General features: G+C 66.0%; 3 protein-coding genes and 1 pseudogene. 1 reads left to right on the forward strand and 3 read right to left on the reverse strand.

The features are described 5' to 3' along the window. The 3 genes and pseudogenes from FKP22_RS23785 to FKP22_RS23795 all read right to left on the reverse strand — a co-directional run. Positions 1–480: pseudogene (locus FKP22_RS23785) on the reverse strand (hypothetical protein); the annotation flags it as partial. A 68-nt stretch (positions 481–548) separates the two neighbouring features. Then, positions 549–1028 carry an RNA polymerase-binding protein DksA gene (dksA, locus tag FKP22_RS32575; RefSeq protein ID WP_141290147.1) on the reverse strand — a complete coding sequence of 160 codons (480 nt, stop codon included), beginning with the start codon at positions 1026–1028 and terminating at the stop codon, positions 549–551. Between the two features lie 483 nt (positions 1029–1511). Next, positions 1512–2561, reverse strand: coding sequence for a CobW family GTP-binding protein (locus FKP22_RS23795; RefSeq protein WP_141290148.1), 1050 nt, complete (start codon positions 2559–2561; stop codon positions 1512–1514). A gap of 339 nt (positions 2562–2900) precedes the next feature. Here FKP22_RS23795 and FKP22_RS23800 point away from each other — a divergent pair. After that, positions 2901–3751 (forward strand): CorC family transporter (locus FKP22_RS23800; RefSeq protein WP_141290149.1); only part of this gene is annotated, 851 nt, incomplete at its 3' end.

The following is a 3751-nucleotide window of genomic DNA, read 5'->3' on the forward strand; positions in this document are numbered from 1 at the left end:
CCGGGTCGGGTCCATCGGCATGCTGCCCGAGCCGGGCACCGGCACGGTGGTCTGGCTCTCGATCGGCGTGGTCAGCGTGGGCGGCATGGTCACGCCGCGTGGCAGCCGGGCCGAGCCGCTGCTGCCCACCATCTGCTTCTCGATCGCGTCGATCTTGGCCTTCATGCCCGGGTCAGGGGCGCCGGGCAGGTGCGTGGGCCGCACGTCGGAGTCGTCCAGCCGGGAGCTGGCGCCCAAGGCGCTGGCCTGTTCGGGGCTGAGGCCTTCGCGGCGGATGCGGCGCAACATGTCGAGCTCGCGCTTGCGCACGAAATCGTTGCGCCGCTTGCGCTCGATCATGGCCTTCAGCTCGGCCTTTTCGACGTCGGCAAACTGGCTGGCGCCGGCATCGGTGGGCAGACCCATCAGGTCGCGCGCCGGTGAAGACACCATCTTCACCATGCGGCGCAGCACGCCACCGTTGTCGTTACTGCTGGCCATGGTGCGGTTTGCCCGGCTGAAGGATCACGCGAGGGGAAGGGCGGCTTTGGGAAAGCGCAAGTGCCGGCTCAGTCGCCGAACATCTTCTGCTTGAGCTCGCGGCGCTGCTGCGCTTCGAGCGACAGCGTGGCCGTCGGGCGGGCCAGCAGCCGGCCCAGGCCGATGGGCTCGCCGGTCTCGTCGCAGAAGCCGTAGTCGCCAGCGTCGATGCGGGCGATGGACTGCGAGATCTTCTTCAGCAGCTTGCGCTCGCGGTCGCGGGTGCGCAGCTCCAGTGCGTGCTCTTCCTCGATCGTTGCCCGGTCGGCCGGGTCCGGCACGATGGAGGTGTCTTCGCGCAGGTGCTCGGTGGTTTCACCGGCATTCGACAGCAGCGCGTCCTTCTGCTCCTGCAGCTTGGCGCGGAAGAACTCCAGCTGCTTCTCGTTCATGTACTCGGCTTCTGGCATGGCCATCAGCTCGGGTTCGGTCAGGTCGCGGCCCGCCTTGGTTTTCCAGGCGTTGGCCAGCTTGGGGTCTGCTTTCGCGGCAGGCTTCACAGCATTCATGGGTTCAGGATAGGGTTTAGCCGAAGGCTTGGGAGGAGAAAAGCGCTCAGCAAAACTGGCGGTGGAACTGACCGGTCCGCTGCCACTGCGCGGGCGGCTGATGGAGGACACCGGCGGGCTCACCGCAGCTTTCACGGCGGCGGGTTTTTCGGTCGCCTTGTCAGCACTCTTGCCGGCAGCGCTTTTGGCACCTGCTGGCTTCTTGGCGGATTCCGCATCGGACGCCAGACTGGAATCGGAAGTCTTGGCCGGGGTCTTGCTCACGGTCGGTCTCCTCACCACAACGCACGTGAAAGGGCGGTTATACCCCGCGGTAGCGCTTGATTGTGGTGCACATGCCACGTCACGGGCCGGGTCGGGGCGCGCGGATTGTAGCCACGCGGTCTGAGTTCACGGTAAGACCTTTTTCCACTGCTTTCAAGCAACGGCCATGTGTTGGCGAGGACCGTGTCAAAACTGCCGGCAACGCAGCCGCGGCCGGCCTCAGGCAACACAGCCTTCCAGGCCTTGCAGCAGGATTTCCTTGGGCAGGTCGATGCCGATGAACACCATCTTGCTGACCTTGGCTTCGCCTGGCGCCCATTTCGGCCCCAGGTCGCTGCCCATCAGCTGGTGCACGCCCTGGAAGATGACCTTGCGCTCGCTGCCCTTGACGTTCAGCACACCCTTGTAGCGCAGCATCTTGGGGCCGTAGACCTGCACGATGGCGCCCAGGAAGTCTTCCAGCTTGGTCGGCGACAGCGGCTTGGTGGCGCGGAAGACAAAGGACTTCACGTCGTCGTCGTGCTGGTGGTGGTGCGGGTGGTCGCAGTGCTCGCCATGTTCGTGGTCATGGTGGTCATGGCCGTGGTGATCGTGCGCGTGGTCATGGCCGCCGTCGTTCAGGAACTCCGGGTCGATGTCCAGCTTGGCATTCAGGTTGAAGCCCTTCAGGTCGAACACGCTGGCCAGCGGCACTTCGCCGAAGTGCACCCGCTGCTGCGGCGCGCGCGGGTTCATGTGCTTCAGCCGGTGGGCCAGCGCATCGGCCGAGGCTTCGTCGACCAGGTCGGTCTTGCTGATGAAGATCTGGTCGGCAAACCCGACCTGGCGCTGGGCTTCCACGCGGTCGTTGAGCTGCTGGTCTGCGTGCTTGGCGTCGACCAGCGTCAGGATGGAGTCCAGCTGGTAGCTCTCGGCGACCTCGTCGTCCATGAAGAAGGTCTGGGCGACCGGGCCCGGGTCGGCCAGGCCGGTGGTCTCGATCACCACGCGCTCGAAATCCAGCTCGCCTTTGCGGCGGCGCGCTGCCAAGTCGGCCAGCGTGGTGCGCAAATCTTCGCGGATGGTGCAGCAGACGCAGCCGTTGTTCATCTGGATCACCTGCTCCTTGGTTTCGGTGACCAGGATGTCGGTGTCGATGTTTTCCTCGCCGAACTCGTTTTCGATCACGGCAATCTTCTGGCCGTGGGCTTCGGTCAGCACGCGCTTGAGCAGGGTGGTCTTGCCCGAGCCGAGGAAGCCGGTGAGGATGGTCGCAGGAATCAGGGACATGGCGGCGCTTCTGTAGGTGAAGGGTTTCGGTCGCGGGGCTTCTCGCGGAGCAGGCCCCGGATCGGCGTCACTTTGGGGTCAGTCTGGCATTTTCAATGCCCTGCCGGGTTTGCGCTGGCGCCGGGGTTTGGCCGGCAGGGCCAGCCGTGGACAGCGCCGATTTCAACGCTGAAAGATTGCCCGTTTCTTGCTTGTTTCTTGCTTGCATTTGCCTTGCCTGGCGCGGGGGGCGGACTCTGAGGCCTGACCCCGGCGCTGTCAAGCCGAACTCGCGCCGCTGCCCTGCGGCTGAAAAACGAATCGAGTATTCTCCCGCTTCCTCCACTGCCGGCACCCCTTGTGTCCGAACCCCAGTCTCCCCGGCCCCCGCGGCCGGGTCATGCCGCTGCCGGCGCCGCCCAGCGCACCGGCTCCGAAAGCGGTGGCCGCAGCTTGTTCGAGCGCGTGGTCGAATTCCTCTCTCCTGGTCCGGACTCCAGGGCCGAGCTGATCGAAACCCTGGCCAGCGCCGAGCAGCGCGAGCTGATCGAGCCGCAGTCGCGGGCGATGCTGGAAGGCGTGCTGCGCCTGGCCGACATGGCCGCCGGTGACGCGATGGTCGCCGCCCCGCGCATGGACGTGCTGGACATCGGCATGAGCTACGAGGCCCTGCTGGCCGAGGTCATTGCCACCGGCCACTCGCGTTTCCCGGTGACCGAGGGCGGGCGCGACAACATCATCGGCATCCTGCTGAGCAAGGACTTGCTCAAGCTGCAGCGGGCGCCCGAGCTGAACCTGCGCACCCTGCTGCGCCCGGCGATCTTCGTGCCGGAGTCCAAGAGCCTGAACGAGCTGCTGCGCGACTTCCGCTCGAACCGCAATCACCTGGCCATCGTGATCGACGAGTTCGGCACCACGGCAGGGCTGATCACCATCGAAGACGTGCTGGAAGTCATCGTCGGCCAGATCGAGGACGAGTTCGACGATGCAGACGCGCCCAGCGGCGTCTACACGCTGGCCGACGGCAGCTACCGCGTGGCCGGCGACGCCGAGATCGCCGCCGTCAACGAAGCCCTGGTGCTGACGCTGCCGGAGCAGGATTTCGACACCATCGGCGGGCTGATCGCCCACGAGCTGGGCCATGTGCCGCAGCGCGGCGAGACGGTGATGACCCACGGCCTGAGCTTCAGCGTGATGCTGACCCGCGGCGG

The sequence above is a fragment of the Ideonella azotifigens genome (assembly GCF_006519715.1).
GTDB lineage: Bacteria > Pseudomonadota > Gammaproteobacteria > Burkholderiales > Burkholderiaceae_C > Ideonella > Ideonella azotifigens.

Excerpts from the sequence above, each read along its gene's own strand:
- FKP22_RS23795 (WP_141290148.1), bottom strand. The coding sequence starts at position 2,561 with ATGTCCCTGATTCCTGCGACCATCCTCACCGGCTTCCTCGGCTCGGGC.
- dksA (WP_141290147.1), bottom strand. The coding sequence starts at position 1,028 with ATGAATGCTGTGAAGCCTGCCGCGAAAGCAGACCCCAAGCTGGCCAAC.